General features: G+C 65.9%; 25 protein-coding genes, 1 tRNA gene and 1 pseudogene. 17 read left to right on the forward strand and 10 right to left on the reverse strand.

The window, feature by feature from the left end:
* Positions 1 to 238 precede the first annotated feature (238 nt).
* Positions 239 to 1,462 (reverse strand): multidrug effflux MFS transporter, encoded by a 1,224-nt coding sequence (locus AC1DR1_RS12180; protein WP_229995752.1) that lies wholly within the window; start codon positions 1,460 to 1,462, stop codon positions 239 to 241.
* A gap of 184 nt (positions 1,463 to 1,646) precedes the next feature.
* Here AC1DR1_RS12180 and AC1DR1_RS12185 point away from each other — a divergent pair, with 184 nt between their 5' ends.
* The 6 genes from AC1DR1_RS12185 (at position 1,647) to AC1DR1_RS12210 (ending at position 6,329) form a co-directional block, all read left to right on the forward strand.
* Positions 1,647 to 2,525 (forward strand): phage holin family protein, encoded by an 879-nt coding sequence (locus AC1DR1_RS12185; protein ID WP_229995751.1) that lies wholly within the window; start codon positions 1,647 to 1,649, stop codon positions 2,523 to 2,525.
* A gap of 55 nt (positions 2,526 to 2,580) precedes the next feature.
* Positions 2,581 to 3,204 carry a CDP-alcohol phosphatidyltransferase family protein gene (locus AC1DR1_RS12190; RefSeq protein WP_476992652.1) on the forward strand — a complete coding sequence of 208 codons (624 nt, stop codon included), beginning with the start codon at positions 2,581 to 2,583 and terminating at the stop codon, positions 3,202 to 3,204.
* Positions 3,204 to 4,106 carry a DMT family transporter gene (locus tag AC1DR1_RS12195; RefSeq protein ID WP_229995749.1) on the forward strand — a complete coding sequence of 301 codons (903 nt, stop codon included), beginning with the start codon at positions 3,204 to 3,206 and terminating at the stop codon, positions 4,104 to 4,106. The genes AC1DR1_RS12190 and AC1DR1_RS12195 overlap by 1 nt, the downstream gene beginning before the upstream one ends.
* Before the next feature lie 106 nt (positions 4,107 to 4,212).
* Positions 4,213 to 5,409 (forward strand): glycosyltransferase, encoded by a 1,197-nt coding sequence (locus AC1DR1_RS12200; protein ID WP_229995748.1) that lies wholly within the window; start codon positions 4,213 to 4,215, stop codon positions 5,407 to 5,409.
* 143 nt (positions 5,410 to 5,552) lie between these two features.
* A tRNA-Ile gene (locus tag AC1DR1_RS12205) sits at positions 5,553 to 5,626 on the forward strand.
* A gap of 364 nt (positions 5,627 to 5,990) precedes the next feature.
* Positions 5,991 to 6,329, forward strand: coding sequence for a helix-turn-helix domain-containing protein (locus tag AC1DR1_RS12210; RefSeq protein ID WP_476966497.1), 339 nt, complete (start codon positions 5,991 to 5,993; stop codon positions 6,327 to 6,329).
* Positions 6,330 to 6,430: 101 nt separating this feature from the next.
* Here AC1DR1_RS12210 and AC1DR1_RS12215 read toward each other — a convergent pair whose 3' ends face one another.
* Entirely contained in the window at positions 6,431 to 6,994 is a 564-nt protein-coding gene (locus AC1DR1_RS12215) for a recombinase family protein (protein WP_229995746.1), read from the reverse strand.
* Positions 6,995 to 7,495: 501 nt separating this feature from the next.
* Between AC1DR1_RS12215 and AC1DR1_RS12220 the strand changes: the two genes are divergently transcribed.
* Positions 7,496 to 8,863, forward strand: a complete 1,368-nt coding sequence (locus tag AC1DR1_RS12220) for a sialate O-acetylesterase (protein WP_364747343.1) — start codon at positions 7,496 to 7,498, stop codon at positions 8,861 to 8,863.
* Positions 8,864 to 9,621: 758 nt separating this feature from the next.
* Positions 9,622 to 9,723: pseudogene (locus AC1DR1_RS12225) on the forward strand (IS3 family transposase); the annotation flags it as partial.
* 147 nt (positions 9,724 to 9,870) lie between these two features.
* Here AC1DR1_RS12225 and AC1DR1_RS12230 read toward each other — a convergent pair.
* Complete coding sequence (locus AC1DR1_RS12230) at positions 9,871 to 10,203, reverse strand: hypothetical protein (RefSeq protein WP_476992653.1); 333 nt, start codon at positions 10,201 to 10,203, stop codon at positions 9,871 to 9,873.
* A gap of 522 nt (positions 10,204 to 10,725) precedes the next feature.
* Here AC1DR1_RS12230 and AC1DR1_RS12235 point away from each other — a divergent pair.
* Positions 10,726 to 11,916 carry an acyl-CoA dehydrogenase family protein gene (locus tag AC1DR1_RS12235; protein WP_364747356.1) on the forward strand — a complete coding sequence of 397 codons (1,191 nt, stop codon included), beginning with the start codon at positions 10,726 to 10,728 and terminating at the stop codon, positions 11,914 to 11,916.
* Positions 11,917 to 11,972: 56 nt separating this feature from the next.
* Here the strand turns inward: AC1DR1_RS12235 and AC1DR1_RS12240 are convergent, their stop codons facing one another.
* On the reverse strand, positions 11,973 to 12,584 hold the full coding sequence (locus AC1DR1_RS12240) for a M23 family metallopeptidase (protein WP_229993442.1): 612 nt from the start codon (positions 12,582 to 12,584) through the stop codon (positions 11,973 to 11,975).
* An 821-nt stretch (positions 12,585 to 13,405) separates the two neighbouring features.
* Here AC1DR1_RS12240 and rpsB point away from each other — a divergent pair.
* From rpsB to AC1DR1_RS12270, 6 genes are all read left to right on the forward strand, one after another.
* Positions 13,406 to 14,305, forward strand: a complete 900-nt coding sequence (gene rpsB / locus AC1DR1_RS12245; RefSeq protein WP_229993441.1) for a 30S ribosomal protein S2 — start codon at positions 13,406 to 13,408, stop codon at positions 14,303 to 14,305.
* A gap of 133 nt (positions 14,306 to 14,438) precedes the next feature.
* Positions 14,439 to 15,275: a translation elongation factor Ts gene (gene tsf, locus AC1DR1_RS12250; RefSeq protein WP_229993440.1), complete on the forward strand. Its 837-nt coding sequence runs from the start codon at positions 14,439 to 14,441 to the stop codon at positions 15,273 to 15,275.
* A 176-nt stretch (positions 15,276 to 15,451) separates the two neighbouring features.
* Positions 15,452 to 16,189, forward strand: a complete 738-nt coding sequence (gene pyrH, locus AC1DR1_RS12255) for a UMP kinase (RefSeq protein WP_018774549.1) — start codon at positions 15,452 to 15,454, stop codon at positions 16,187 to 16,189.
* Positions 16,190 to 16,301: 112 nt separating this feature from the next.
* Complete coding sequence (gene frr / locus AC1DR1_RS12260; RefSeq protein ID WP_018774548.1) at positions 16,302 to 16,859, forward strand: ribosome recycling factor; 558 nt, start codon at positions 16,302 to 16,304, stop codon at positions 16,857 to 16,859.
* A complete protein-coding gene (locus AC1DR1_RS12265; RefSeq protein ID WP_476992654.1) occupies positions 16,859 to 17,779 on the forward strand; it encodes a phosphatidate cytidylyltransferase in 921 nt (306 codons plus the stop codon). The genes frr and AC1DR1_RS12265 overlap by 1 nt, the downstream gene beginning before the upstream one ends.
* A 31-nt stretch (positions 17,780 to 17,810) precedes the next feature.
* The gene (locus AC1DR1_RS12270; RefSeq protein ID WP_364747364.1) at positions 17,811 to 18,437 is read left to right on the forward strand and encodes a DivIVA domain-containing protein; all 627 of its coding nucleotides are present in this window, start codon (positions 17,811 to 17,813) and stop codon (positions 18,435 to 18,437) included.
* A 145-nt stretch (positions 18,438 to 18,582) separates the two neighbouring features.
* Here AC1DR1_RS12270 and AC1DR1_RS12275 read toward each other — a convergent pair whose 3' ends face one another.
* The 4 genes from AC1DR1_RS12275 to AC1DR1_RS12290 all read right to left on the reverse strand — a co-directional run bounded on the left by AC1DR1_RS12275 (position 18,583) and on the right by AC1DR1_RS12290 (position 22,514).
* Complete coding sequence (locus tag AC1DR1_RS12275) at positions 18,583 to 20,046, reverse strand: sodium/solute symporter (RefSeq protein WP_364747366.1); 1,464 nt, start codon at positions 20,044 to 20,046, stop codon at positions 18,583 to 18,585.
* A 40-nt stretch (positions 20,047 to 20,086) separates the two neighbouring features.
* Positions 20,087 to 20,482 (reverse strand): DUF485 domain-containing protein, encoded by a 396-nt coding sequence (locus AC1DR1_RS12280; RefSeq protein ID WP_364747368.1) that lies wholly within the window; start codon positions 20,480 to 20,482, stop codon positions 20,087 to 20,089.
* Positions 20,479 to 21,198: a LytR/AlgR family response regulator transcription factor gene (locus AC1DR1_RS12285; RefSeq protein ID WP_229993435.1), complete on the reverse strand. Its 720-nt coding sequence runs from the start codon at positions 21,196 to 21,198 to the stop codon at positions 20,479 to 20,481. The genes AC1DR1_RS12280 and AC1DR1_RS12285 overlap by 4 nt, the downstream gene beginning before the upstream one ends.
* A gap of 98 nt (positions 21,199 to 21,296) precedes the next feature.
* On the reverse strand, positions 21,297 to 22,514 hold the full coding sequence (locus AC1DR1_RS12290; protein ID WP_364747370.1) for a sensor histidine kinase: 1,218 nt from the start codon (positions 22,512 to 22,514) through the stop codon (positions 21,297 to 21,299).
* Between the two features lie 225 nt (positions 22,515 to 22,739).
* Between AC1DR1_RS12290 and AC1DR1_RS12295 the strand changes: the two genes are divergently transcribed.
* Both AC1DR1_RS12295 and AC1DR1_RS12300 read left to right on the forward strand, forming a co-directional pair.
* Positions 22,740 to 23,120, forward strand: coding sequence for a DUF485 domain-containing protein (locus AC1DR1_RS12295; RefSeq protein ID WP_229993433.1), 381 nt, complete (start codon positions 22,740 to 22,742; stop codon positions 23,118 to 23,120).
* Positions 23,117 to 24,733, forward strand: coding sequence for a solute symporter family protein (locus AC1DR1_RS12300; protein WP_229993432.1), 1,617 nt, complete (start codon positions 23,117 to 23,119; stop codon positions 24,731 to 24,733). Before AC1DR1_RS12295 ends, AC1DR1_RS12300 begins: the two co-directional genes overlap by 4 nt.
* 90 nt (positions 24,734 to 24,823) lie before the next feature.
* Here AC1DR1_RS12300 and AC1DR1_RS12305 read toward each other — a convergent pair whose 3' ends face one another.
* Both AC1DR1_RS12305 and AC1DR1_RS12310 read right to left on the reverse strand, forming a co-directional pair.
* Positions 24,824 to 25,504, reverse strand: a complete 681-nt coding sequence (locus AC1DR1_RS12305) for a hypothetical protein (RefSeq protein WP_229993431.1) — start codon at positions 25,502 to 25,504, stop codon at positions 24,824 to 24,826.
* 134 nt (positions 25,505 to 25,638) lie between these two features.
* Complete coding sequence (locus tag AC1DR1_RS12310) at positions 25,639 to 26,112, reverse strand: Lrp/AsnC family transcriptional regulator (protein WP_229993430.1); 474 nt, start codon at positions 26,110 to 26,112, stop codon at positions 25,639 to 25,641.
* Between the last annotated feature and the right edge of the window lie 122 nt (positions 26,113 to 26,234).

A 26,234-nucleotide genomic window follows, 5' to 3' on the forward strand; every position in this document is an offset into this window, starting at 1 on the left:
GCATGCCCCGCCCTGGTCCGATCAGTGAGGTGCCCGGAGGGACATGCTCAGTCCTGGTGAGGTGCCCATGGGGACATGCTCAGTGCTGGTCCTGGCGCGTGGACATAGTGCCAATATGCCCATTCCCGGGCGTCAAGAATGGGCATGTCCCGCCGGGGATGCCGCGAAGAATGGGCATGTCCCGCCGGGGTGCCGCGAAGAACGGGCACGTCCCGCCGGAGAGCGCGGCGGCCCGGCCCTACTGGATCGGGGGCACTGTGCTGGGCCGAACAACCAGCCACAGCGCAGCGGCCGCCAGCAGGATGCAGGCTGCCTGGACGGCACCCATGGGGGTTGCGGAGTCGACGCCGAGCCAGCCGACCACCGGGGAGACCAGGCCCGCCATCATGAAGGTCGCCGCGCCAAGAAGTGAAGCCGCGGTTCCGGCCTGGGCGCCGTGTTTGGCCAGGGCCAGCACCTGCACGGTGGGGAAGGTGAAACCGGCGCCGAGGATGTAGAACCACAGCGGCACCAGGATGCCCCACAGCCCGAATCCCAGCTGGTCGAAGACGACAATCAGGACGGCCATGATGAACATCCAGGCCGTGGAACAGGCCAGGATCCATTGCGGCGGAACGCGCCTGATGAGCCGTGCACTGGTCTGCACGCCTGCCACGATGCCGAGTGAGTTGATGCCGAAGAGCAGGCCGTACTGCTGGGGAGTGAAACCGTAGACATTCTGGAACAGGAACGGCGAGGCGGAGAGATAGGCGAAGAGGCCCGCGAAGTTCATGCCGCCCACCAGCAGCAGGCCCACGAAGATACGGTCGGAGAACAGCACTTTGTAGCGCTGGCGCGCGGTCATCCCGGATTTGCCGCGCAGCTCCGGGGGCAGGGTCTCCCGGATCACGAACAGGGCCGCGATGATGACACAGGTCCCGTAGGCGGCCAGGAACAGGAAGATGCCGGGCCAGGGCATCAGCAACAGCAGCTGGGAGCCGATGACCGGGGCGAGGATCGGGGCCAGCCCGTTGACCAGTGCCATCCTCGAGAACATCCGCACCATCGCGTAGCCGCTGAACAGGTCACGGACCATGGCCATGGCCACCACACCGCCGCCGGCGGCCCCGATGCCCATGAGGACACGGAAGAAACCCAGCGTGGCGATATCCGTGGACTGGGCCGCGCCCAGGGAGGCAGTGATGTGGACCGCCGTCGCCAGGATCAGGGGCAGCCTCCGGCCGAACTTGTCGCTCAGCGGGCCCACCACCAGCTGTCCCAGCGCGAAACCTATGGTCGTCCCCGTGAGCGTCAGCTGCACCGCGGCCTCGGAAACGCCAAGGCTGTCTTCCAGGGCCGGGAACGCGGGCAGGTAGAGATCCACTGTGAACGGCCCAAGTGCCGTCAGGGCGCCGAGCGTCAGGATATAGAGGAATTTGCGACGCCGGCTCAGGGAATCACCGGGATTGGGGGGTGTGCTCACAGAGGTCCATCCTAGGGCCCGCAAGGGCGGCAGGCCGGTGGTTGCGCGGGCGCGCCACACCTTGCCCGAAAGGGCCTCCCAAGAGCCGAAATGATAGTTTTGACACCGGGGTCTGTGCGAAGCTGTCCAGACCCGGCAAGCCCGCGCGAGCGGATCGACGGATGGCACCAGTTAGGCGGGACCGATGAGCGGACGTCACAGCGGCGGGACAGGCAGCGGGTTGCGCATTTCGGCGCTGCCGAAAACCTTGAAGATGATCTTCAGGCTGGCCCCCCGCCAGCTCAATGACGAGATAGCTCTGGCCAAGGCCGAAATCAAGCGCAAGGGGATCCAGCTCGGTGTTGCCGGCGCCTTCTTCGGCGTTGCCCTGGTCTTCGTTGCGCTCCTGGTGATCGGTCTGATGGTCGCCGCGATCATGGGTCTGGCCACGATCATGCCGGCGTGGCTCGCAGCCTTGTTGGTTTCCGCCGTCTGCCTGATCATCGCCACGATCGGGGCGCTCATCGGGCTGAACAAGTTCAAGGCGGTCATGCCGCTGGTCCCCGAGGAAACGATCCGGGGACTCAAGTACGATCTCGGCATCGCCAAGGAAGGCTCCGCCTTCGACGCAGCGATCCTGGATCCGAACTCCGAACAGTACAAAGCCGCCAAGGCCGCCAAGGAAGCCGCCGCCGCTAAGGAAAAGGCGGAAAAGGAAGCCAGGGCGGCCGCAAAGCCCGACTTCGGGCCCGCCCCCACAGAGGCCGAACTCCGACGCCGTCTGGACCAGCGGCGCACGCATCTCACCAGCGTGCGGGACGACCTCGGCCGGGAACTCGATGTCAGGACCCAGGCGCAGACGCTGCTGGCCGCCACCCAGGCCAGGTTGCAGGTCGGCAAAGGGCAGCTCAGCGACAAGATCGCAGGCTTCCGCTCCGCAGCCCGCTCCTCGGCGGGGACGCCCACATCCGCTGACGGGCAAAACCTGACCGGCCAGATCAAGGACCGCTGGAAGCCCCTTGCCGTGCTGGCCGCGGCGGCCGCTGCCCTGGCCATTCTGCTGCGCAAGCTGATCAAGGGCTAGGCAGACCCCTGTACCGAAACGCCAAACTGCTGCCGTCCACGGAAGGGGGGAATCGATGAAGTTCATCGGCGCTGGCGCCCGCCCCGGGCAGCCCCTTGTGCACCGCGACGCAATCTTCACGGTTCCAAATGTCCTGACCGTGGTGCGCTTCCTTGGTGTTCCCCTCTTCATCTGGCTCGTCCTCTCGGAACACGAGTACGGCTACGGCGCCCTCGTGCTCGCCATCATGGCCAGCACTGACTGGGTGGACGGCTACATCGCCCGCCGCTTCAACCAGATGTCCAACCTCGGGCGGGTCATGGACCCCATTGCCGACAGGCTCTCGCTGATCGCCGTGGCCGTGACCCTCGTGATCGCCGGTGTCGTCCAGTGGTGGTATCTGGTCGCACTGCTGGTCCCGGACGCGGTCCTGCTGGCCCTGTCGCTGTTCTATTTCCACGGGCACCCGGATCTGCCGGTGAGCCGCATCGGAAAGATCCGGACGGGTCTGCTTCTGGTGGGCACACCGCTGCTGGTGCTGTCCAAACTTCCGGTGCCTGCCGCGAACGTCTACGCCGTGGTCGCGTGGATCTTCCTGGGACTGGGACTCGTGGGGCACTGGATCGCGGCCTACAACTACATCTGGGCCATCATCGGCAAGGGCAGGCAGCTTCGGGCGCACGACGGCGGCTCCCACTGATGGTCTGGCTTGCGGTCTTGCTTGCGGTCCTCGGCGCCTTTTGCCTGGCGTTTGGGGCACAGCGCCAGGGCAGTGCGGTCAAGGCCGATACCGGCGGACTGGCGCTGAGCACCCACGGCCTGCTGCGGCTCGTGCGCAACCCGCGCTGGGTATTCGGGTTCCTGCTGCTGTGCGTCGGGATGGGGATGAACGCGATCGCCCTCGTCATGGCGCCCTTGACGGTGGTGCAGCCGATCGGCGCGATCGCCCTGGTCATCACTACCGTGGTCAACACCAAGGACCAGGGCCTGAGCATGAACCGGGCCACCATCGTGGCCATCTCGCTCTGCGTGACCGGCTCAGCGCTGTTCGTGCTGCTGGCCGTCACCGCCACGCAGGAGAATCACAACGTCAGCAGCGAGGACGAGCTGACCATCGTGCTGCTCCTGGCCGTGGCGGTCGCGGCGTTTGGCACGCTCGCCGTCCTGTTCAGGCACCGCATGAGCGCCTTCGTCTACATCCTGGGCGCCGGGGTCCTGTTCGGCTTCGTGGCGGTCCTGACCCGCATCATCGGCAGGCACCTGCTCGATCCCAACGGACAGTTCCTGCTGAACGTGCCGTGGTACAGCGTTGTGGCGATTATTGCTGCCGGCGCTCTGGGATCGTGGTTTGTCCAAAGCGCGTACTCGAGCGGACCGCCGGATCTCGTGATCGCAGGATTGACCGTGATCGACCCCATTGTGGGCATCGCGATCGGCATCGTCATTCTTGGAGAACTGCGTCCAGATGTCCAAGCCGTGACGGCTATTGCCATGGGGACGGCCGCATTGCTTGCTATCGTGGGAGTCATAGCCCTCTCCAGGCACCACCCGGAAGTCACCAAGCGCAAGAAGGACGCGCGGAAGGCAGCGGGCAGGTCCTAGGGCGTCAGTCCAGATTCCGGCTGCGGGCCCCGGCGCGCCTGTGCCGACCGCCAACCGGCCGCCATTGATCCAGCTGTCCGCACAGCGACCACCAGGAGCCCTTCACGTGACCAAGTCCGACAACCAGCCCCCGCTGACCATCCTGATTGCCGCTGACACGTACCCGCCCCACGTCAACGGCGCCGCCCAGTTCGGCTACCGCCTCGCCAAGGGCATGACGGCCCGCGGACACAAAGTGCATGTCCTGGCCTGCCGCCCGGGCAAGGGCGCCAGCTACAGCGAGTTCAGCGATGAGGCCACCGTGCACCGCCTCCGCTCCCATTCCGTGCCCACGCACGAGTACTTCCGGGTCACCTTCCCGTGGGAGATCAAGAAGGAAATCGGACTGTTGTTCGACCGCATCCAGCCGGACGTGGTGCACATCCAGAGCCACTACATGATCGGCGAGCACGTCCTGTACGAGGCCGTGAACCGCGGCATCCGGGTGGTGGCGACGAACCACTTCATGCCGGAAAACCTGAACCCCTTCCTGCCGTTCCCGCAATGGTTCAAAGACATCATTGGCCGGATCTCCTGGCGGGACATGGGCAAGGTCATGGGCCAAGCCGACGTTGTGACCACACCCACGCCGCTCGCCGCAACAGCCATGCACCAGCATGCCTTCCTCCGTAAGGTCCTGCCCCTCTCCAACGGCATCGACGCTGCCGCCTACGAACTGGGTCCCGACGAAACCGTGGAACGCCACGCCAGCCCGACCGTACTCTTCGCCGGCCGGCTGGCGGAGGAGAAGCACGTGGACGTGCTGATTGACGCCGTCGCCAAGACGCCAAAGGACCTGGACATCCACCTGGAAATCGTCGGCGGCGGAGAAGTCCGCCCGGCCCTCGAAGCCCAGGTCGCACGGCTCGGGCTGACGGACAGGGTCAGGTTCCTGGGCATGGCCAGTGACGCCGACCTTCGCAGGGCCTACATCACGGCCGACGTGTTCTGCATGCCCGGCACGGCGGAACTTCAGTCCCTGGTGACCCTGGAGGCGATGTCGGCGTCGACTCCGGTGCTGCTGGCCAACGCCATGGCGCTGCCGCACCTGGTGCGCGACGGGGAGAACGGCTACCTCTTCACGCCCAATGACAGCGATGACCTCGCCGCCAAGCTGGCGCGTGTCTTCTCGCTGCCCGCTCACGAGCTCGCGGCGATGGGCAAGACCAGCCGTGAAATGGTGGAGAACCACGGCATCGCGCGCACGCTGCAGACGTTTGAGGACATCTATCGGGGCGCCAGCTACGACGACCTCGTCGTCTAGGCAGGCTCCGGGTCGGCCGGCCGGCTGGATGCGGGCCGTGCCGACCGGTGGCCGCGTGCACGTGTGATGCGTCTAGTATTGCTAGAGTATTTTTGCCCGGACTCAATCCGGCCCCCGCGGGCCAGGTCCGGCTCCGGGCACAGGGGGCTATAGCTCAGCTGGTTAGAGCGCGGGACTCATAATCCTAAGGTCCTCGGTTCAAGTCCGAGTAGCCCTACTGAAATAGAGAGGCCAGGTTCCTTGCAAACAAAGGGAACCGGGCCTCTCTTGCTGTCTCCGGCGGGTGAATGGTTGACAGAATGGGCCGTCGATGCGTTCCCTGCTTTTCTTGGCTGTTCCCCAGCTATTGGATAGTTTTTGGATAGTCGGCAGGGTCGGACGAGGCCCTGTTTTCCGCGTGATGTAGCTGGATTCAGTCCGATAGTGGCGCCCGGAGCGGCGGAAGCAGCCAAAACGGTGCAGGGATTGAAGCGCTGTGGACTTCGGCCGCTACTTCTGGGAAGTTCGGATGACGAAAGATGAAGCACGCCAGCCATGCCATTCCCTTTACGGGATGGGCGCGAGCCTTTGGAGATCGATCGATGAAGCGCGAGGAGATGCAGGCGAAGGTCCAGCGGCTTGTGGACGCCATGCCGGAGCCGTCGCAGGAACCAGCCAGAGGAGTAGCTGCAATCCTGAACTCTTCGCAGGTGCCGCAAGCCCTGCCACCTGAGCCGCCCGCGACACCTGCAAAGGCGGGACCGGAGGTTCCGGCCATGCTTAGCCGTGAAGAGGTTGCCAGGCGCCTCGGCGTCAGCACTCGCTGGCTGATTCGCAACGCCGCAAGCGGCGCCGACTACTACAAGCTTCCGGGCGGCACGATCCGCTACAGCGAGACAGACATTGCCAACTGGCTTCGCCAGCGGCGAGTGACGGACTAGCCGAGAATCGGGCTCACACGCCACTGATTAACCTCAGCGACGACAAAAGCCCCAGCCGTTGATGGCTGAGGCTTTTCTGTGTCCGACGCCGTTAGAACGGCTTACAGCGCGTTCATGCGGCGGTACAGCGTTGCGCGACTCATGCCGAGATCACGCGCCGCGTCGGTTGCTGGCTTGCCCGCGTCTATCAGGTGCTTGGCATTCTTGATCTGGCTCTCGCTATATGTGTTCTTACGCCCGCCAATGCGGCCGGCGTCGCGCGCTTTGCGCATTCCATCCGCTGACCGTTCCCGAATGAGGGACCGTTCCATCTCCGCCAGTCCGCTCATCATCGTCAGAACCATGCGACCCGCTGAACTGCGGGTATCAATGTCGAGTCCAAGAATCTTGACGTGCACGCCGCGCCTCGTTAGCCCGTCGATCAGGGCAAGCAGGTTTACGGTGGAGCGGCCCAGTCGGTCAAGGGTGGTGATGACCAGCGTGTCGCCCTCATGTAGCGCCTTGAGCGCCGCCGTAAGGCCGGGGCGCTCGGCCTTGGCTCCGCTGATGCCATGATCCATATACAGATCGTCAGCGCGGACGCCAGCCGCCTTGAGGTCAATCTCCTGGCGCTCGGTGTTCTGGTCCTTGGTGCTGACTCGTGCGTATCCAATGAGCTTGTTCATGGTGTCCCCTATGCCCAAGAGACACCATCGGTATCTCACTAGGTGCTTTCCTAACAACATGGTGACACATGTTAGTGAGACACACAAGCGAGATACACAAGCGAGACACTAGGCGCCTTGCCGGCAACGGCCTTCGTCCTGCCCATAGTGGGCGTTCACACGGGCATGCCCGGACACTTCCGCCCGCCCGGCTGGTGGAACCGTCCCGCAGCGCGGCCCGATGGACAGCCGGCCGCCCGAAGGAACATGTGCCCGGACGGGCGAATCAGGACTGCCGGCGCCCGGGGTTGCCGGTGAATCCATCGCCTCGGGGCGGGTGGGTCAAGAAAACTGCAGGGTCCTTGGATAAGACTGTTCATGATGGCCGGTCCGGGGCTGTGTTGGTGCACCTGACGGGGCTGGCTGCCGGTGAGGGAGGCGTCTAGGGCGGGTGGGTCTGCGGCTTTGCAGGTCCGGGTGCTGGGCCTCCCGCTAACGGAATGGGGATCCGTGAAAAGACGCATGTCAAAGGTTCGGGGCCTGCTGGTCGGTCTGGCGGTTTCTGCGATGATGCTGGCAGGCGTGCCGGTGCAGGCGGCGGAGGCGGTCACCGTACTGCATGTGTTCCTGGCGGCGGGGCAGTCGAACATGTCCGGGCGGGGTCTGCCAGGCGGCACCACCGATGATCCGGTGGATCCGCGGATCTTCCAGTACGGCGCCAAGGACCGCAGGTTCCGGACGGCCACGGTGCCCCTAGACATGCACGACACTGCGAGCGGGATTTCGCCTGCCACGACGTTTGCCCGTGAGTATTTGAAAACCCAGCCCGCCAACGTTGGGGTTCTCATCATCCCGGCGGCGCACGGCGGCACCGGGTTCACGAGCGACTCGTCCTCACTCACATGGTCTGTCGGCGCGGCTACATCGTCCGCGCGTGACCTCCCGGAGTTGGCGGTGAGGCAGACGCATGAGGGCATCGCGGCGGCGAGGGCGACCGGCCGCACGGTGGATCTCAAAGGCGTTCTCTGGCACCAGGGCGAGAATAACTCGTCGATGACGACCTCCGCGTACAGCGCGAAGTTGGATAAACTCATTGCGTTCTTCCGGTCCCGGTTGGCCGCGTCGAAGCTCCCCTTTGTGGTGGGGCAGATGACGCCGGAGGGCATCGAAGCCACGCCGGGCAGGGTCAACATCGACAGGAGCCACCGGGAAACGCCGGCGCGCGTCTCCTCCACGGGTTTTGCACCCTCCAAGTCCGGAGCCGTGAATGAGGGCGACCTGATCCACTTCAACCGGGCCGGCGTCCAATACCTGGGGAAAACGTACCTTTCCGGCTACTGGCACGCAGCCAAGATCACTTACGGTCCGGTTCCGACAATCCGCGGGATCCGGAAGGTCGGGTCCACGCTGTCCGCGGTGCCAGGGACCTGGGGACCGGCGCCGGTGAACTTGGCCTACCGGTGGTACCGATCGGGCAACGAGATCAGAGATACCTACGGAACCAGCTACAAGCTGCGCTCCGGCGATGCGGGCCGGTCCATCACCGTGAAGGTCACCGGTTCCAAGACCGGCTACACGACGGCCTCCAGGACGTCCGCAGGGACCTCAGCGATCGCCAAGGGCACGCTCACCGCACCCACGCCCACGATCACTGGCACCGCGGCGGCCGGGTCCACCCTCACGGCTGTCCCCGGGGCGTGGGGCCCGCCGCCGGTGACACTGACCTACAAGTGGTACCGCTCGAACATTCTGATCAGCGATGCCAGCTCCGCCACGTACAAGGTCCGCTCCGGTGACCGGGGACGGACCATCACGGTAAAGGTCACCGGTTCCAAGAGCGGCTACAACACCGCCTCCGAAACCTCCACCGGCACCAAAGTCGCCGGGTAGCACCCGGTGGAACGGGGCGGAGCCATTCACCTCCCGCGGCCTGCTCCAGCCGGCCTGTCACGGGCCGTGCCGGTCCTGATGGCTGACCCCGCTGCAACACACCATCTGTTCAACGAACGGGGAAACTTCCTTGAAAGTCTCACTGCTCACCGCTGCAGCACTGATCAGTATATTCGGGACGAGCGACGACTTGACGCCTCAATCCGTGCGTTTGACTTGCGCTTTCGAGCCAACTGTGTTTGGCAGGTTCCTCCGTGTCCCCCCAGTAGCGGATGGAAGCCTCAGTGAAGGCGCCCGCGCTCTCCTCGGGGATCGAGCGCGGGGGCTTTTCTGAATCCTGTGATGGTTGCGTCTCGGCGCAGGCCGCTCAGACCGGCTCCATCTTCAAGGGACGATGGAGCCGGTCTCTGGGGTGCTAATCGTCACTCCTAGGGAGAAATGACGCCGTGGCGTGCCCCTAACCGGACTGCTGTGCCACAGTATAAAAGTAGGCGCCTGACCTGCATGTTTCCGTGGCCGGCTCCTGGCAGATAATCGCACCAGCCATTACACAGGCGCGGCGGGTTACGGACAGTCACGCCCGCACCACCCCTTCCGCAGCGCTCTATTCCTCGACTGGCCCGGGCCGGCCAAATGCCCGGGGGTGGCGGCCCTACCATCGGATTCCATCAAAGTGCATGCGGGAAATCCTAGAACCAGGCCACCGCTGTCCGGCCGCTAACGCGACGACCGAGCCGGTTGCATGGCGCTAAGACGCTGAGGACTGGGTCCACTACTACAATCACCATCGACCGCACAGCGGCATCAAAGGCCACTCACCCATCCAGCGCGTTCACAACGTCCGTGGGAATTACACCTAGTGCGCTTCTCTGCCGGTAGTAGTGGTGCTCCGGCTATGGCGCTCAGGTAGGAGTCCTTTTGGAAGTAGGGGAGTGCATGCCGGGCTGCCGCCTCCCGCACTTGCCGCAGTGAGTAGGCAGCGGCGTCCTCAGTAGCGACGCTCCACACTAGGCGCGCACGCCCCACTTGGCATCCGCCCGCAAGTCAGCGGCCCGATTGCCGGCGGCGCGGCGCGAATTCCTGGCTTCGACGGCGGCGCGTGTTTCGTAGTTGCTGACGGTGCGTTCCGCGGGCAGCTTGGGCACTGGCAGCTCCAGCGGAAATCCGGCCGGGGGTCCGGTCCTGATGCGTTCTCCGACAAATCCCAACCGGGGCAGCGTCGTCAGGTGAACGCCCGCCGCATGATTCGGCAGGCGCAGTTCGTTGCGAAGCTGTTGCCACGTGCGGTGCACAGTGGTGGTGCCGTCCAGATTGGCGGCCAGCCACTCGGCTACGCGCAAATCCCCGGCAGTAAGTCCGGGGTGGCGCTCATGGCAGCCAGCCAGCGGCGCTTGAAGAGGTTCAGTCTGCATATCCGCGTAGGCTCAAACGTGAAAGTTGTGCAGCGGATAGCTGGCCATGCCACAGCCCTTCTCACGCTGGATACCTACGCGGGGTTGTTCGATGAAGACCTTCACGAGTGCGCCGCACGGCTTGATGTCAAGCTCAATTTCTAACGTGGTGGATAGTCGGAGGATAGTCATCCCCTGAAGTTCCCTCTAGTGGCGCGGAATTATCCAAGGTCTCATAATCCTAAGGTCCTCGGTTCAAGTCCGAGTAGCCCGACATTTTTGCGAATCCTCCTCACCCGGGGTCCGCACCACGGGAGCCGTGGCTGACGTTCGACGTCGGCCGCGGCTCTTCTTTGTCGGGCCGTCGCTTGCAGGAGGCACCAGACTGAGATATGTTACTCGTGAGTAACATATCTCAGGCGCGAAACCCGCGTCCTTTTGGTCGCCGCTGATCACGAGTGAAGGAACACCATGCCCAAGGCTGCAATCGACATTCATAACCTGCCCTACGCTGACGGCGACTTCTTCGCGTTCGAGCAGTTGCTCAGCGCCAAGGAGCAGGACCGGCTGGCCGAGGTCCGCGAGTTCCTCACCCGTGAAGTCAGGCCGATCGCCGTCGATTGCTGGAATCGCGCTGAGTTCCCCATGGAGCTGATCCCGAAGCTTGCCGAAATTGACCTGGTCAGCCCAGTCAGGAGGCAGGGCTACTCGAACCTCTTCGCCGGAATCCTGCACGCCGAAGCCACCCGCGCGGACACGTCGATCGCGACGTTCATGGGCGTCCATGACGGGCTCTTCACCGGCTCCATCGAAGCCCTTGCCTCCAAGGAGCAGCAGGACGCGTGGCTTCCCGATATCTACTCGCTCAAGAAGATCGGAGCCTTCGGCCTCACGGAGCCCCTTGGCGGCTCCGACGTCGCCGGCGGCACGCGCACCACAGCACGGCGCGACGGCGGGAACTGGATCCTCAACGGAGCCAAGCGCTGGATCGGCAACGCCACTTTCTCCGACTGGGTGGTCATTTACGCCCGCGACGTCGATGACAACCAGGTCAAGGGTTTCCTCGTCGACACCAAGACCGAGGGGTACAGCGCCGTGAAGATCGAGAACAAGATCTCGCTGCGCACGGTCCAGAACGCCGACATCACGCTCGATAACGTGGTGGTGCCGGACTTCTTCAAGCTCGCCAACGCCAACAGCTTCCGCGACACCAACAAGGTCCTGAAGGTCACCCGCCTCGCGGTGGCCTGGCAGGCGGTGGGCCAGCAGCTCGCGGCCTTTGACGTCGCCCGGCGCTACGCCGTGGAGCGCAGCCAGTTCGGCCGCCCGATTGCCTCCTTCCAGTTGGTCCAGCACCAGCTCGTGCAGATCCTCGGTAACGCGGTCAGCTCGATGGGCATGATGGTGAGGCTTTCCCAGTTGGAGGACGCGGGGGAGGCGAAGGACGAGCAGTCCGCCCTGGCCAAGGCGTTCACGACCGCGCGCATGCGCGAGAGTGTGGCCCTGGGCCGGAGCATCCTTGGCGGCAACGGAATCGTGACGGACTTCGAGATGGCCAAGGTCTTCGCGGACGCCGAAGCCATCTATTCCTACGAGGGCACGCACGAGATCAACACCCTGGTCACCGGCCGGGCGATCACGGGAATTTCCGCGATCGTCTAATGCGCGCCCAATAGCCGCCGCGACAGCCTGGGGTCCGTGCATGGGCGGGCCGATCGTCAGGGGCCGGCATCCAGGGGCTGGAGCAGGACAGAAGGTCTCAGGTCCATCACGAACGCCAGCGGGTTGACGTAGTCTTCGCCCCGGCGGACGCCCCAATGGAGGCAGGGCGGCCCCGGGCCGCAGTGGCCGGCCTGTACCTGCCCCAGGACGTCGCCCTCTGCCACGGCGGACCCCGCCGTCAACGAACTCGCCACCGGCTCGAAACTGCTGCGCAGCCCGTTGCCGTGATCGATTGTGATGACCGGCCGGTCCACCACCGTCCCGACAAAGCTCACCGTTCCGGCGGCCGGCGAGATGAGCGGGGCACGATCATGTGCCGCCGCAATATCGACACCGCGGTGACCGCTGAGCCACGGCCTGGCCGGGGGGTCGAAGGCGCGCAGAACCGCAGGGCGCGGGCTGAGCGGCCAGCTCCAGTCAAGTGCCGGGACTGGTCCTGCCCTGGGGGTGCCCCGGCCGGTGGAAGCCGGAACCGGAGTGGAATCCGAAGCCGAAGCCGAAGCCGAAGCCGGAGTGGAAACCGAAACCTGGGAGGCCGCGGCGACGGAATCTGCGGGGATGGGGGACAGCGCCAGGAGCAATGCTGCAAGGCCGGGGGAGAACTTCATGTCCCCAGCCTGCCGGGGCAGCGTACTGGGCGGAATCTCCCACGACGGCTATGTGGAAAAGCTTCCGGCGCGGTCGCTAGGCGCCGGCGCCCCGGCCTCCGACGACGTGACGAGGCATGCCGCCGCGACGGGCGCACCCGCCACGACCGGCGCCCCGGCCTCCGACGACGTGACGAGGCATGCCGCCGCGACGGGCGCACCCGCCACGACTGGCACGCCGCCACAACGGGCGCAACCGCCCCGGTACGGATGCCGCCACGACCGGCACGCCGCCGCGACGGGCGCACCCGCCACGACCGGCACGCCGCCACAACGGGCGCAACCGCCCCGGTACGGATGCCGCCGCGACGCGCGCTGGCCGCGACGGTCACCGGCCACGACGCATGCCGCCCGGCTTCGCTTCAAGGCGCCGCGGAAGGTGCTCAACCACCCCCGCCACAGGCCCGGAACGCCGCCCCGCTGCACCGCGAAAACCGTCCTTCGGGGCGGGGGCGCTGTAGTACACTTGGTGGAGCAGTTTGCTGTGCCCTCACGCTTGTTAGTCGCGATAATTCGTGGTTGCCGAAGCCGGCACGCCTCATTCAGGGGTGCGGGGGAGCAGCAGCTGACTACGCGTATCCAGCCCTCCTCAAAAGAAGCCTGAAACTTCCGATGCGGAGGACTGCGCTTCCTGCGGTCCGTTCCTTTGGGCACGGATGGGAAGCGCAGTGGATGCCAGGAGCAACGCCCGCCCCGGGCGAATGCTAAACAACCGTCAACTATTGGCAGGGTAAGAGAGCCATGGGCTCTCTCATGAATGACCTGCCGGAAGGAGCGTCGGCATGCCCGTCGTAACTATGCGCCAGCTGCTTGACAGCGGCGTCCACTTTGGACACCAGACCCGCCGTTGGAACCCGAAGATGAAGCGCTTCATCTTCACGGAGCGCAACGGTATCTACATCATTGACCTGCAGCAGTCGCTGTCCTACATCGACCGTGCCTACGAGTTCGTGAAGGCCACCGTTGCACACGGCGGCACCGTTCTCTTCGTCGGCACCAAGAAGCAGGCGCAGGAATCCATCGCCGAGCAGGCCACCCGCGTTGGCCAGCCGTACGTCAACCAGCGTTGGCTCGGCGGTATGCTGACCAACTTCCAGACGGTCTCCAAGCGCATCCAGCGCATGAAGGAACTCGAAGAGATCGACTTCGACGACGTCGCCGGTTCGGCTTACACCAAGAAGGAACTGCTGCTCCTTCGCCGCGAACTCACCAAGCTGGAAACCAACCTCGGTGGTATCCGCAACCTGACGAAGGCGCCGTCCGCGCTGTGGATCGTTGACACCAAGAAGGAACACCTTGCTGTCGATGAAGCCAAGAAGCTGAACATCCCGGTTGTGGCCATCCTGGACACCAACTGCGATCCCGACGAAGTTGACTTCCCGATCCCGGGTAACGACGACGCCATCCGCTCCGTCAACCTGCTGACCCGCGTTGTCGCCGACGCCGTTGCTGAGGGCCTCATCGCCCGCAACCAGCGCGCCACCGGCACCACGGAAGCTCCGGAAGAGCCGCTGGCCGAGTGGGAGCGCGAGCTCCTCGAAGGCAACAAGGCTGAAGCTGCTGCAGCGCCCGCCGCTGAGGCTGCCCCGGCTGCTGAGGAAGCACCCGCCGCTGAAGCTGCTCCGGCTGCTGAGGAAGCACCGGCTGCTGAAGAAGCACCGGCCGCCGACGAAGCCAAGTAGTCAGACAAGTAAATCTGGATCTCCCCACATGCGCTCAGCTGCATAGGGGGTACCGACAGGATGGCCGCTCACTCGGTGAGCAGCCGTCCTGTCGGTCCGTACACCACATAAATTTCTAGACAGAGGGGTTCACATGGCGAACTACACTGCCGCTGATATCAAGGCTCTGCGCGAGCGCACCGGCGCCGGCATGATGGATGTCAAAAAGGCTCTTGACGAAGCCAACGGTGACGCCGAGAAGGCCATCGAAATCATCCGCATCAAGGGCCTGAAGGGCGCCACCAAGCGCGAAGGCCGCTCCACCGCTGAAGGCCTGGTTGCTGCCAAGGTCGCCAACGGCGTCGGCGTGATGATCGAAGTCAACTGCGAGACCGACTTTGTGGCCAAGGCCGACAAGTTCATCCAGCTGGCTGACAAGGTCCTGGCCGTGGCCGTCGAGTCCGGCGCTGCCGACCTCGAGACCCTGCTGGCCACCGACGTCGACGGCAAGCCGCTGTCCGAGGTTGTCATCGAAGAGGGCGCCGTTCTGGGCGAGAAGGTTGTTGTCCGCCGCATCTCCCGCATCGAGGGCGCAACGGTCGACGCTTACCTGCACAAGACCTCCAAGGATCTCCCGGCCCAGGTCGGCGTTCTGTTTGCTGTTGACGGCGAAGGCGAAGCAGCTGCTACCGCAGCCCACGACGTCGCCGTTCACATCGCCGCGATGTCCCCGAACTACCTCGCCCGCGAGGATGTTCCGGCCGAGCTCGTCGAGTCCGAGCGCCGCATCGCCGAGGAAACCGCCAAGGCCGAGGGCAAGCCCGAAGCCGCGATGACCAAAATCGTCGAAGGCCGCGTCACCGGCTTCTACAAGGGCGAGGTTCTCCTCGACCAGGCATTCGCCAAGGATGCCAAGAAGTCTGTCGCCCAGGTCCTCGAAGAGGCCGGCGTCAAGGGAACCGCTTTCACGCGCTTCCGCGTCGGTTCCTAGTCAGAGACTAGCCAGACACCAGTCAGGCAATAGCCAGGCACGCTAAGGGGGTGGTCACCACGGTGGCCACCCCTTTTGCATGCACGCGCGAGGCACCGGTTCCGGCCACGGCCGGAATGCCGCCTTGGGCGCCCAGCACGATAACCTAACTCAGAGTTCACCAACGGGAAGGCACCATGGAAACCGTCACCACTTCAGCCCAGCCAAAGAAGAACAGGCGCCGCGTCCTCTTGAAGCTCTCCGGCGAGGTCTTCGGCGGCGGGAAACTTGGCGTTGACCCGGATACCGTCCGCGGCGTGGCCAAACAGATCGCCGCCGCAGTCCCCGACGTCGAGGTCGCAATCGTCGTCGGCGGAGGCAACTTCTTCCGCGGCGCCGAACTGTCCCAGAGCGGCATGGACCGCTCCCGCGCCGACTACATGGGCATGCTCGGAACCGTCATGAACTGCCTGGCCCTCCAGGACTTCCTGGAGCAGGCCGGGGTGGAAACACGCGTGCAGAGCGCCATTACCATGGGCCAGGTCGCCGAGGCGTACATTCCCCGCCGCGCCATCCGCCACATGGAAAAGGGCCGGGTTGTCATCTTCGGCGCCGGCGCCGGCCTGCCATACTTCTCCACGGACACCGTCGCTGCCCAGCGCGCCATGGAGGTCCACGCCGACGTCGTCCTGATGGCCAAGAGCGGCGTCGACGGCGTCTACACCGCGGACCCGAAGAAGGACCCGACGGCGGAGAAGCTGCACCGCCTCAGCTACGACGACGCGCTCCGCCGCGACATCCGCGTGATGGACCAGACCGCGATGACCATGTGCAAGGACAACAACCTCACGATGGTGGTCTTCGGCATGGAAGGCGAGGGCAACGTCACCCGCGCCATCCGGGGTGAAGACCTGGGCACCGTCGTCACCCCGTAGCAACGGCTAGGATGTTTTCAGGACCTTTCCGCTGCCAGGCGGAAGACACAGGCGCACAAGAAGACGTGCCGCGCCCCGGCCCCCGGGACGCACCAATTTCTGAGGAGAGACCGTGATCGAAGAAACCTTGCTCGAAGCCGGGGACAAGATGGACAAGGCAGTTGAGGTAGCCAAGGAAGACTTCGCCTCGATCCGGACCGGCCGCGCGACACCTGGCCTGTACAACAAGGTCATCGTGGAGTACTACGGCACGCCGACGCCGCTGCAGCAGCTGGCCTCCTTCGCGGTCCCGGATGCCCGCACCATCCTCGTCACCCCGTACGACAAGACGGCCCTGCGCGACATCGAACGCGCCCTCAGCGACTCCGAGGTGGGCGCCAACCCCTCCAACGACGGCAACGTCATCCGGATCACCATTCCCGAGCTGACGTCCGAACGGCGCAAGGAATACGTCAAGATCGTCAAGTCCAAGGGCGAGGACGCGAAGGTGTCCATCCGCAACATCCGCCGCAAGGCCAAGGAAACGCTGGACAAGCTCGTCAAGGACGGCGACGCCGGCGAAGACGAGGGCGCACGCGGCGAGAAAGAACTCGACGCCATGACCAAGGCGCACGTGGACGGGATTGACGAGCTGCTCAAGCGCAAGGAAGCTGAGCTGCTCGAGGTCTGATGGGTCAGGCACAGGAGGCCTCCGGGCCGCGCGCCCGGAGGCGGGGGAAGCAACGCGAAAACCCGACGCCCAAAGCGGGCCGGAACCTGCCCGCCGCCATCGGCTCGGGCGTTGGTATGCTCGTGTGCGTCCTCGGCGGCCTGCTGTTCCTCCCGCTCGGCTTCGTCCTGGTGACGGCTACTTTCGCGATCTTCGGCGTCTGGGAGATCTTCCGTGCGCTGGAGGCCGCGGGCACCCGCCTGCCGATCGTCCCGGTGATGGTCGGCACGGTCGCCATGCCGATCGCCGCCTACTTCGGCGGCCTCGAAAGCCTGCTCTTTGCCATGCTCGTCAGCAGCGTGGCGGTGCTGTTGTGGCGGACCCTGGAAGGCGCCGCGGGTTCGGCGCGGAGCATCTTCGCGGGGGTCTTCACCCTGTCCTGGGTGCCGTTCCTGATCAGCTTCGCAACGCTGCTGTTGCACACCGCCGACGGCGAGACGCCGGTGGGCCTGTGGCCTGACGGGGTGATTCCGCCGGGAGCGTGGCAAATCGCGACCCTGCTGCTCCTGGTGGTGGCCAACGACACCTTCGGCTACCTCGTGGGCGCATCCCTGGGCAAGCATCCGATGGCCCCCAAGATCAGCCCCAAGAAGACCTGGGAAGGCTTCGCCGGCTCCATCGCCGGGGCCGTCATCGTGGGCGTGCTCGCCATGGTCTTCGTGCTGGGTGAGCCGTGGTGGTTCGGCGTCGTGCTCGCTGTGGGCATGGTGGCAGCCGCCACCGCAGGCGACCTCGCCGAATCGATGGTCAAACGCGAGCTCGGCATCAAGGACATGAGCAGCATCCTCCCCGGTCACGGAGGCGTCATGGACCGCCTGGACTCGATTGTCTTCGCGTCGCCGGTGGCGTTCATCCTGTTCTCGGCCCTCGCTGGCGCCTAAAAGCACCGAACCAGCACTTCCGGCGCCTAGAATGGTGCCGAGCAAACCAGCCGAACGGCATCAAAGGAACAAAGTAACAGTGGACATTCAACGGCAGATTCCTGCGTCATTTGACCGTGTGCAGCGGAACCAGTATGGCTACAACGCCAGGCAGGTCGACGATTTCCTGCAGCGCGCACGGGTGTCATTTGAAGCTCCGTCCTCCGCCTCCCGCGCCATCAAGAGCTCGGACGTCCGCGCAGTGTCCTTCGACCCCGTGAAGGGTGGCTACGTGGCTGCCGGCGTGGACGCCGCGCTGGACCGGCTCGAAGACGCCCTGGCCCGGCGGGAACGCGATGAGCTGGTTGCCGAACGCGGCGAGGAAGCCTGGCTGCGAGAAATCGGCCGGCTCGCGGGCGTCCTGCGCGGACGCCTGCACCGCCCGGACGGCCAGCGCTTCCGGCGCCCGTCCAAACCCAAGTCCCGCAGCTACAACACCACCGACGTCGACGATTTGTGCCACGAGCTGATCGGCTACCTCGAGGAGGACCAGCCGCTGAGCGTGGACAACGTCCGGCGTGCCGTGTTCCGCCCCGCCGTGGGCCGGGAGGGTTACGAGGAAAGCCAGGTCGACGCGTTCCTGGAGCGCGCCGTGGAGCTCATGGCGGCCATCGACTAACCACGCCCCACGCCGGCGCCCCAGCCCGGTGCCCACCTGCCAGGGCCGCCCCACGCCGGCGCCCCAACCCGGTGCCCACCTGCCGGGGCCGCCCCACGCCGGATTGCCGGCGCCTGATCGCCGACGCCGGGTCAGCGTTGTCCAGTCACCGCTCCGTCGCGAGCGGCCGTTCCGGGGTGTGCAGCCGGGTCATGACCCGCGTCATGGTCCGCGGCACCCGGCCCCGCGTGGCCCGGGAGACCAGCACCGTGACGGCGAACGCCGCCGGGACCGTCCAGGCGGCGGGCTGCGCCAGCCACGACGGCGACTGGGCAGCACCCAGCACAGAACCGGCCACCATCGCGCTGCCGCAGAGCACACCGCCGGTCGCCATGCCGGCGATTGCCCCGGCGTCCGTCAGACCCCGCCACCAGATGCCCAGCAGCAGCACCGGGCAGATAGTGGACGCCGTAAAGGCAAACACGAGCCCCACGCTGCCGGCCAGGGCCAGCGATTCGGTCATCGACGCGATCCCCAGCGGGACAATGGCCGAGATCAATGCCGCCAGCCGGAAGCCCCGGACACTGCCGCCGAACACGTCCTGGCTGATCACGCCTGCCAGGGAGACCACCAGGCCGGACGTCGTCGACAGGAACGCCGCGAACGCACCGGCCACCACGAGCGCCGTCAGCAGGTCGCCGGCCATCCCGCCGATCATCCGGCCCGGCAGCAGCAGCACCAGCGCATCGGCCTGGCCGCTCTGGGCAAGGTCCGGCGCGAACATGCGCCCGAGCATGCCGTACGCCGTCGGGAACAGGTAGAAGGCCGACAGCAGGCCCAGGACAATCAGGGTGGTCCGCCGGGCGGACTGCCCGTCCGGATTCGTATAGAAACGGACCAGCACGTGCGGGAGCCCGAGTGTTCCAAAGAGCAGGGCCACGAGCAGCGAAATGATCTGATACGGGCCCGCGGGGGCCAACGCCGTCGGATTGGCGGCGGGGGCCGCCGCGGCGGATTCGCCGCCGCCCAGCGCAAACAGCAGGAACACTATTGGCACCGCCAGCGCGGTCAGCTTGAGCCAGTACTGGAACGCCTGGACGAACGTGATGGAGCGCATCCCGCCCGCCACCACAGTGATGCAGACGACGCCGACCACCGCCACCGGGCCCACCCAGGCCGGCAGGCCCGTGGTGATCCGGATTGCCAGGGCGGCGCCGTGGAGCTGCGGGACGATGTAGAGCCAGCCGACCAGGACCACCACCAGGCTTGTCACGCGGCGGACGGCACGAGAATCCAGGCGTGCCTCGGTGAAATCCGGAATCGTATAGGCGCCGGAGCGGCGCAAGGGAGCGGCGACGAACAGGAGCAGCATCAGGTAGCCGGCCGTGTAACCCACCGGGTACCACAGAGCATCAGTGCCGGAGAGCAGGATCAGTCCGGCCACACCAAGGAAACTCGCGGCGGAGAGGTACTCGCCGCCGATCGCCGAGGCATTCCACCACGGCTTGACCGTCCGGGAAGCCACGTAGAAGTCCCCGGTGGTGCGTGAGACCCGCAACCCGTAGAAACCGATGACGGCCGTGGCGAGCGAGACCGCGGCGAACGCCGCCAGCCCGACGACGGGGTTCACGTTCCGCTCACCCGGGACGTCAGCTGCCCGGCCATGTCCCTCACTTGTCGCCGGCGAGGTCCCGGTAGCGGGCCTCGTTCCTGGTGGCGGTCCGCACGTAGAGCCAGGCGCTGAGACCGATCACGGGATAGATTCCGGCACCCAGCAGGACCCAGTCGAAAGGCAGGCCGGCAATGGTGGAGTCCGCCAGGCCCGGGACCAGCCCGAGCATGAGCGGGAAAGCGAGCAGGATCAGCAGGAAGCCCAGGCCCACCACGAGGCCCAGGCGCAGCTGGGACCGGATGAGTGAGCGGACGAACAACTGGCCGGCGTCGGATTCCTCTGCCGCCTCATGCGCGGCCGCCGCGGAGCGCCCGCCGGCCAGGGCGGCGCCGTCTGGCGTGACAGTGCCGGTTGGCGTGAGGCTGCGGGGCGCTGTGACCCGGACCCGCGTCATGCCTGCGGCCGGATACGGTTTGCTTCGAGCTTTTCCCGGACCGCCGGCAGGTGCCTGCGGCTGATAGGCAGTTCGGCCCCTGCCACGGTGACGCTGGGCCGCGCCGCGGCAAGCCTCATGTGGCTGATGTGGCTCAGCGCGGTCAGGTAGGAGCGGTGGATGCGGAGGAACCCGGCGTCGGCCCACTGCTGCTCGAGGTCGGCCAGCGGAACCCTGATGAGGTAACTCGCCTCCGCGGTGTGCAACCGGGCGTAGTCGCCCTGCGCCTGGACGTACGTGACATCATCGCGCCGGATCATCTTGGTGGTCCCGCCCAGATCCACGGTGATCATTTCCGGTGCCGGGGCACCGTCCTTGAGCAGCTCGCTGATGCGGCCGATCGATTTCGCCAGCCGTTCGGCGCGCACGGGCTTGAGGAGGTAGTCCACGGCCGCGAGCTCGAAGGCCTCCAGCGCGCAGTCCTCATCCGCGGTCACGAAGACTACGGCGGGAGGGTGGGCGCTGCGGGAAATGACCCGGGCAATATCCAGCCCTGTGAGCGCCGGCATGTGGATGTCGAGGAAGACGGCGTCGACTTCCTCGGCCTCAAGCGCCCGCAGGGCCTCGGCGCCGGAGGAGGCACGGTGGATGGCGCCGATCCGGTCATCCTTGCCGAGCAGGAAGGCCAGTTCCTCGACGGCGGGGAGCTCGTCGTCGGCGACGAGGACGTTAATCATGGCTCTAGCCTACTGCCGCAGCCGTTTTGACCGGCTCAGGCCGTCAGCCATGTGCAGCCGCCGGGGACACCAAGACAGGACGGCGGAACCGTCCCGGATCAGGCGTCGTGCCGGGGCTGGGACTTGGGGACGCGCATCGTGATCAGGGTACCTTCGCCCGGTGCCGTCTCGATCACGAGGCCGTTGTCGTCACCGTAAACCTGCCGCAGGCGGGCGTCGACATTGCGCAGCCCCACGTGCTCGCCGTCGCTGTGCCCGGCAAGGACGGAGCGCAGCTGCTCCGGGTCCATGCCGACGCCGTCGTCCTCGATCGTCACCTCGGCGAACGCGCCGGAGTCGTTCGCCGTGATGGAGATGTGGCCCGGTCCCTCCTTGGCCTCCAGACCGTGCCGCACCGCGTTTTCCACCAGCGGCTGCAGGCTCAGGAAGGGGATCACCGTGCTGAGGACCTCCGGAGCGATCCGCAGGCTGACCTGCACCCTGTCCCCGAACCTGGCCCGTTCCAGGAGCAGGTAGCGGTCGATGCAGCGCAGCTCCTCGGCCAGGGTGGTGAAGTCACCGTGGCGGCGGAAAGAGTAGCGGGTGAAATCGGCGAACTCCACGACGAGCTCGCGCGCGCGAACCGGATCCGTGTTGATGAAGGAGGCGATCGCGTTGAGCGAGTTGTAGATGAAGTGCGGGCTGATCTGGGCGCGGAGGGCCCGGACCTCCGCTTCCATCAAGAGGGTGCGGGAGGCATCGAGCTCGGCGAGTTCCACCTGCGTGGCCACCCAGTCGGCCACCTCGCCGGTGGCACGGACCAGTCCGGCGCCGGCAGCCGGCGCGAAGGCCGCGACCACGCCGACCACGCGGGCGCCGGCCCTGATCGGGGCGATCACGACGGCGCGCTCCACCTCCGGCGTCAGCGGCCGGCCGCCGTCGCCTGCGGCAAGCAGCTGAAGTTCGCCCGCGGGAATCACGGCGAGGTGGCCGCCGTCGAGCACTTTGGCCGCGAGCCCCATCAGGGCGGGCTTGAGCTCCTCGCCGGCACCGTCCCAGGCGAGCACGCCCGTTGTGTCGGTGATGGCCAGGGCGTCGCAGCCCAGCAGGCTGCGCAACTGCTTGCTGGCCTTGGCCGCGCCGGCCGGGTTCAGGCCCGTCCGCAGGTACTGGCCGGCACGGGAGGCGGCATGCAGCGTCTTGTACGTGGCCCGCTCCGCATCGGTGCCGAGGTCCCGGAAGGAGCGGAGGACCTTGAGACCCACGGCGACGACGGCCGCGATCGCCAGGGCAATCACCGCGACTGAGGCGGCGGTGAGCAGGGGAGAATCCGGCATGGTGCCAGCCTACCGTCGGGGCCGGCGCGTGCTCCTTTCGGTGTCGTGGGGCACCGTTTGGCGCAGCATGGGGACCGCTGGGCGACGCAGGTGGCGCGGGTTCTGGAACGCACGCGCGCCACGGTACACAGTGATTGAAGTCACATTGGCTCGAGGGGTGTATGCGGTGTCCCGCGAGACCACGGCAGCCGGTGTGGGCTCACCAGTCTCAATGAGGAGGAACCGATGGGTCACGACGCCCAAGAAACGGACGCAGCGGCGGCCGTGGACTTCAAGGAAGTCCAGTCGACGGAGCAGTTCAAGGAACTGCGCAAACGTCACCGCAGCTTTGTCTTCCCGATGTCCATTGCATTCCTGCTCTGGTACTTCGCGTATGTCCTGCTGGCCGACTATGCGGTGGAATTCATGTCCACGAAGGTCTGGGGCAACATCAACATCGGCCTGATCCTGGGCCTGTTGCAGTTCGTCTCCACGTTTGCCATCACCGGCTGGTACGTCAGCTACTCGAACCGCAAGCTCGACCCCATTGCCTCTGAAATCCGCCACGGAATCGAAGGGCACGAATTCGACAAGCACGGCAACCCGGTAGGCGGAGCAGCAAAATGACACTCATGGTCCCCGCGGTCAATGTCGCCGCACTCAAAGACACCACCCTGCTGAACATGGCCATCTTCGCCCTGTTCGTGGCGGTCACCATGGTGATCGTCTTCCGCGCCAGCCGCAACAATAAGACCGCGGCCGACTACTACGCCGCCGGACGCTCCTTCACGGGTTCGCAGAACGGCACGGCGATCGCCGGCGATTACCTCTCCGCGGCTTCCTTCCTGGGCATCACCGGCGCGATCGCCATCAACGGCTACGACGGCTTCATGTACTCCATCGGTTTCCTCGTCGCCTGGCTCGTTGCCCTGCTGCTCGTGGCCGAACTGCTCCGCAACACGGGCAAGTTCACCATGGCCGATGTTCTGTCCTTCCGGCTCAAGCAGCGCCCCGTGCGCATCGCGGCCGCCATCTCCACCCTGGCCGTCTGCTTCTTCTACCTGCTGGCGCAGATGGCCGGTGCCGGCAGCCTCATCTCCCTGCTGCTGGGCATCAGCGACTGGGGCGGACAGGCCCTGGTGATCATCGTCGTCGGCGTCCTCATGATCATGTACGTGCTGATCGGCGGCATGAAGGGCACCACCTGGGTCCAGATCATCAAGGCCATGCTGCTGATTGCCGGCGCCGCAGTCATGACCTTCTGGGTCCTGGCGATCTACGGGTTCAACCTCTCTGATCTGCTCGGCGGTGCAGTGGAAACCGCGAAGAATCCGGCCGTCCTGAACCCCGGCCTGCAGTACGGCAAGTCCGATACCTCCAAGCTCGACTTCATGTCCCTGGGCCTGGCGCTGGTGCTCGGTACCGCGGCCCTGCCGCACGTGCTGATGCGCTTCTACACCGTGCCCACGGCCAAGGAAGCCCGCAAGTCCGTGGTGTGGTCCATCTGGCTGATCGGCATCTTCTACCTCTTCACGCTGGTGCTCGGCTACGGCGCAGCGGCACTCGTCGGCGCGGACACCATCAAGTCCGCTCCGGGCGGCGTCAACTCGGCCGCACCGCTGCTCGCGTTCCACCTCGGCGGACCGTTGTTGCTCGGCTTCATCTCCGCGGTGGCCTTCGCCACGATCCTCGCCGTGGTGGCCGGCCTGACCATCACCGCTGCGGCGTCCTTCGCGCACGACATCTACGCCAACGTGTTGGCCAAGGGGAAGGCCGACGCCGACACCGAGGTCAAGGTTGCCCGCCGCACCGTGGTGGTGATCGGCCTGCTGGCCATCGCCGGCGGCATCTTCGCCAACGGACAAAACGTCGCGTTCCTCGTGGCGCTCGCCTTCGCTGTGGCGGCGTCCGCCAACCTTCCGACCATCCTCTACTCGCTGTTCTGGCGCCGGTTCACCACCCAGGGAGCCGTATGGAGCATGTACGGCGGATTGTCCGCGGCCATCATCCTGATTGCGCTCTCCCCGGTGGTGTCGGGGGCCAAGACGTCGATGATCCCAGGCGCCAACTTCGCTGTTTTCCCGCTGAGCAACCCGGGCATCGTCTCCATCCCGCTCGCGTTCTTCCTCGGCTGGCTCGGCACCGTCCTGGACAAGCGGAAGGAAGACGCCACGAAGCAGGCCGAAATGGAGGTCCGTTCCCTGACCGGGGTGGGTGCCGAGAAGGCTACCAACCACTAGGACCGGCATACCAACGGCAGGAGCTCCCGTGCGGCAGCACGGGAGCTCCTGCCGTTGGATGGGCGCCGGCCGCGCAAGAGTTTTCCGAGGTCAGCGTTGGGGCCGCAGCCGAATGTTCACCATCTTCAGCTCGTCGCGGCCCTCGAAGCGGTAGGCCAGCTCCACGCGCTTGGTGTCGCAGTCGATGGAACCCGCGACGTCGGCGGCGTTGGAGCCGTTGTTGGAGCTGACGTTGAGGCTTGAAAAGTTTGGTTTACAGCTGCCGTCCAGCTCCAGGCTTTCCACTCCCGCGGCGAACTCCTCCGGGGAAATCTTCTGCATGAGGGCGGGGTCCAGGTACTTCTCGTAGGCGGTGCTCGCCTCGCCGGCGATGATCAGCTTCGTGAAATCGTCCGCGATGCCCCGTGCCTGGTTGGTTGCTCCGCCCACCACGCTGATGAGGATGACGACGCCGGCCGCTACCAGCAGCAGGACCCCGCCGACGATCCCGAGGACGATCCACAAGGCCTTGCGGCTCTTTTTGGGGGGAGGCTGGCCGGGGCCGCCGTAGTATGGCGGCGGCTGCCCCGGTCCGCCGTAGTACGGCGGTGCGCCGTTCGCAGGTGGCGGGTTGCTGGGCGGCGGGTAGTTGGGTGGTGCACCGTTGCCGGGCGCCCCGGGCGGGGCCGCATAGTACGGAACGGGCGGCTGACCGGGCGCCGGGTGGCCGGACGCAGGCTCATGCCCGGGCTGCGGCGGTACCGGGCGGTGCGGTTCCTCGGGACTGCTCACGGTTCAAGCCTTTCCGGCAGTCCAGACAGCCACTGCCTGTTGCGCAGGGCCGCGTGCGCGGACCCAAGGACTCAGGAAGACCCAACGGACACAGCCTAGCGCCGCGGCCGCCCGCGGCACAGATGAGGAGCCGATCAGTTGTCGGCGGATCCGCGTTCGAGCAGCGGCTGAATCCGGAACGGGATCAGCTCACCCATCGCCAGGGCGGTATCGGTCCGGTCCACGCCGTCGCAGGCGAGGATCTTGCCGTTGATCCGGAACAGGTCCTCGGCGTCGAGTGCCACCACCCGCAGGAGCAGATCGGCCGAGCCTGTCAGGCCGTAGCCCTCCAGGATTTCCGGAATCCCGGCGAGCTCGAGCGCCAGGGTGCCGAGCTTCTGTTGCTGGACGTGGACGGAGATGAAAGCCATCAGCGGGTACCCCAAGGACACCGGATTGATGCGTCGCTCGAAGGAGAGGAACACATGCTTTTTCTCCAGCTGGGCCATCCTGGCCTGCACCGTATTGCGCGATAGGCCCAGCTTCTGGGCGAGGGCCACCACGGTCCGCCGGGGGTCCCGGGCCATGGCCGAAAGCAGGCGGGTGTCAGTGCCATCCAAGGGTTGCATAATGCGCAAGATTAGCACGGTCCGGTAGCGTCAAACAGTGCATAATGCTCAACATTTTTACGTGCGGTTGTACCCGATGAGCATTGTGAGTAGGGTCACAATTATCCGGGGCAACGGCGCCC

This window comes from Arthrobacter sp. P4_F10, from assembly GCF_056401435.1.

Excerpts from the sequence above, each read along its gene's own strand:
- AC1DR1_RS12185 (WP_229995751.1), top strand. The coding sequence starts at position 1,647 with ATGAGCGGACGTCACAGCGGCGGGACAGGCAGCGGGTTGCGCATTTCG.
- AC1DR1_RS12190 (WP_476992652.1), top strand. The coding sequence starts at position 2,581 with ATGAAGTTCATCGGCGCTGGCGCCCGCCCCGGGCAGCCCCTTGTGCAC.
- AC1DR1_RS12195 (WP_229995749.1), top strand. The coding sequence starts at position 3,204 with ATGGTCTGGCTTGCGGTCTTGCTTGCGGTCCTCGGCGCCTTTTGCCTG.
- AC1DR1_RS12210 (WP_476966497.1), top strand. The coding sequence starts at position 5,991 with ATGAAGCGCGAGGAGATGCAGGCGAAGGTCCAGCGGCTTGTGGACGCC.
- AC1DR1_RS12215 (WP_229995746.1), bottom strand. The coding sequence starts at position 6,994 with ATGAACAAGCTCATTGGATACGCACGAGTCAGCACCAAGGACCAGAAC.
- AC1DR1_RS12220 (WP_364747343.1), top strand. The coding sequence starts at position 7,496 with ATGTCAAAGGTTCGGGGCCTGCTGGTCGGTCTGGCGGTTTCTGCGATG.
- AC1DR1_RS12235 (WP_364747356.1), top strand. The coding sequence starts at position 10,726 with ATGCCCAAGGCTGCAATCGACATTCATAACCTGCCCTACGCTGACGGC.
- AC1DR1_RS12240 (WP_229993442.1), bottom strand. The coding sequence starts at position 12,584 with ATGAAGTTCTCCCCCGGCCTTGCAGCATTGCTCCTGGCGCTGTCCCCC.
- rpsB (WP_229993441.1), top strand. The coding sequence starts at position 13,406 with ATGCCCGTCGTAACTATGCGCCAGCTGCTTGACAGCGGCGTCCACTTT.
- tsf (WP_229993440.1), top strand. The coding sequence starts at position 14,439 with ATGGCGAACTACACTGCCGCTGATATCAAGGCTCTGCGCGAGCGCACC.
- pyrH (WP_018774549.1), top strand. The coding sequence starts at position 15,452 with ATGGAAACCGTCACCACTTCAGCCCAGCCAAAGAAGAACAGGCGCCGC.
- AC1DR1_RS12265 (WP_476992654.1), top strand. The coding sequence starts at position 16,859 with ATGGGTCAGGCACAGGAGGCCTCCGGGCCGCGCGCCCGGAGGCGGGGG.
- AC1DR1_RS12270 (WP_364747364.1), top strand. The coding sequence starts at position 17,811 with ATGGTGCCGAGCAAACCAGCCGAACGGCATCAAAGGAACAAAGTAACA.
- AC1DR1_RS12280 (WP_364747368.1), bottom strand. The coding sequence starts at position 20,482 with ATGACGCGGGTCCGGGTCACAGCGCCCCGCAGCCTCACGCCAACCGGC.
- AC1DR1_RS12285 (WP_229993435.1), bottom strand. The coding sequence starts at position 21,198 with ATGATTAACGTCCTCGTCGCCGACGACGAGCTCCCCGCCGTCGAGGAA.
- AC1DR1_RS12290 (WP_364747370.1), bottom strand. The coding sequence starts at position 22,514 with ATGCCGGATTCTCCCCTGCTCACCGCCGCCTCAGTCGCGGTGATTGCC.
- AC1DR1_RS12295 (WP_229993433.1), top strand. The coding sequence starts at position 22,740 with ATGGGTCACGACGCCCAAGAAACGGACGCAGCGGCGGCCGTGGACTTC.
- AC1DR1_RS12300 (WP_229993432.1), top strand. The coding sequence starts at position 23,117 with ATGACACTCATGGTCCCCGCGGTCAATGTCGCCGCACTCAAAGACACC.
- AC1DR1_RS12310 (WP_229993430.1), bottom strand. The coding sequence starts at position 26,112 with ATGCAACCCTTGGATGGCACTGACACCCGCCTGCTTTCGGCCATGGCC.